This is a genomic window from Kitasatospora sp. NPDC001095 (assembly GCF_053598615.1).
This window is the reverse complement of sequence record NZ_JBSFKQ010000137.1, coordinates 1-1,979: the sequence shown is the minus strand read 5'-3', so window position 1 is coordinate 1,979 and position 1,979 is coordinate 1. Positions and strand designations below refer to the sequence as shown.

General features: G+C 68.9%; 1 protein-coding gene and 1 pseudogene. Both read right to left on the bottom strand.

Features of this window, described 5'->3' with window-relative positions; genetic code table 11:
- The coding region (locus ACWDBB_RS36150; protein ID WP_449793644.1) for a 2-oxoacid:ferredoxin oxidoreductase subunit beta at positions 1–1,017 on the bottom strand (1,017 nt) is incomplete at its 3' end.
- Positions 1,014–1,979, bottom strand: a pseudogene (locus tag ACWDBB_RS36145) (2-oxoacid:acceptor oxidoreductase subunit alpha); the annotation flags it as partial. The gene ACWDBB_RS36150 and the pseudogene ACWDBB_RS36145, both read right to left, overlap by 4 nt.

Genomic DNA, 1,979 nt, shown 5'->3' with positions numbered 1-1,979 from the left:
GGCCAGGTCGCCGGGGCCGCCCCGGGCGGTGGCGGTGGCCAGCTGCTCGGCCATCAACTCGTCGTAGACCGGCCGTTGGACACTGCGCAGGACACCGATCGGGGTGTGGTGGAGGGTGTCCGCGTCCGCGATCCGGGACAGCGCGAACGCCGTGGCCGGATTCGCGGCGTGCGCGTCGTGAACCAGCACCCGCGCCTCGTTGTCGGCCGTGACGGGGGCGGTGAACAGCTCGCCATCGTGGCCGCGGAAGACGCCGTTGGCCAGGTCGGTGCCGAAGCGGATCGGCCGGCCGTGTTCCAGGCGGATCAGTGCCTCGTCGCGGGTGCCCGGCTCCTTCAGCACCTCGAACGCGCCGTCGTTGAAGATGTTGCAGTTCTGGTAGATCTCCACCAGCGCGGTGCCCTCGTGGAGGGCGGCCTCCCGCAACACCGACTGCAGGTGCTGACGGTCCGAGTCGATCGTGCGGGCGACGAAGGTGGCCTCCGCGCCGATCGCCAGCGACAACGGGTTGAACGGCGCGTCCAGCGAGCCCATCGGCGTCGACTTCGTGACCTTGCCCAGCTCACTCGTCGGCGAGTACTGCCCCTTGGTAAGACCGTAGATCCGGTTGTTGAACAACAGGATCTTCAGATTCACGTTCCTGCGCAGCGCGTGGATGAGGTGGTTGCCGCCGATGGACAGGGCGTCGCCGTCGCCGGTGACCACCCAGACGCTGAGGTCCTGGCGTGAGGTGGCCAGTCCGGTGGCGATCGCCGGGGCGCGGCCGTGGATGGAGTGCACGCCGTAGGTGTTCATGTAGTACGGGAAGCGTGAGGAGCAGCCGATGCCGGAGACGAATACGGTGTTCTCGCGTCGGATGCCGAGTTCGGGCATGAAGGACTGGACGGCGGCGAGGATGGCGTAGTCGCCGCAGCCGGGGCACCAGCGTACTTCCTGGTCGGTTTTGAAGTCCCGGGCGTTTTGGGGTTGTTCGGTTTTGGGGACGAGGCGTAGGGAGGGGTAGGTGTGGTCGGTCACTGGTGGTCCTCCTCGTCCAGGGTGCCGATCGCGGCCCGGAGTACGTCCGCGAGTTGGGCGGCCTTGAAGGGCAGTCCGCGGACCTGGTTGTAGGACTCGGCGTCGACCAGGTACTTCGCGCGGAGCAGTAGGGCCAGTTGTCCGAGGTTCATCTCGGGCACGATGATCTTTTCGTAGCTGCGCAGGACGGTGCCGAGGTTGGCGGGGAAGGGGTTGAGGTTGCGTAGGTGGGCCTGGGCGATTTCGGCGCCGTCGGCGCGTACGCGGCGCACGGCGGCGGTGATCGGTCCGTAGGTGGAGCCCCAGCCGAGGACCAGGACGCGGGCGTCGCCGGAGGGGTCGTCGACCTCGACGGGGTTGACGGTGATGCCGTCGATCTTGGCCTGGCGGGTGCGGACCATGAAGTCGTGGTTGGCGGGGTCGTAGGAGATGTTGCCGGTGCCGTCCTGTTTCTCGATGCCGCCGATGCGGTGTTCCAGGCCGGGTGTGCCGGGTACGGCCCAGGGGCGGGCCAGGGTGTGGGGGTCGCGTAGGTAGGGCCAGAACGCGCCGTCCTCGCGGTTGGGTCCGGTTGCGAAGCGTGGGTCGATCTCGGGGAGTTCGTCGACGTCCGGGATGCGCCAGGGCTCGGAGCCGTTGGCGAGGTAGCCGTCCGAGAGGAGGAATACGGGGGTGCGGTAGGTGACCGCGATCCGGGCCGCCTCCAGCGCGGCGTCGAAGCATTCCGCGGGTGTGGCCGGGGCGACGATCGGCACCGGTGCCTCACCGTTGCGTCCGAACATCGCCTGCAGCAGGTCCGCCTGCTCCGTCTTCGTCGGCAACCCGGTGGACGGGCCGCCGCGCTGGATGTCCACCACCAGCAGCGGCAGTTCCAGCGACACCGCCAGGCCGATCGTCTCCGACTTCAGCGCCACACCCGGCCCCGACGTCGTCGTCACGCCGAGTGCGCCGCCGAACGCGGC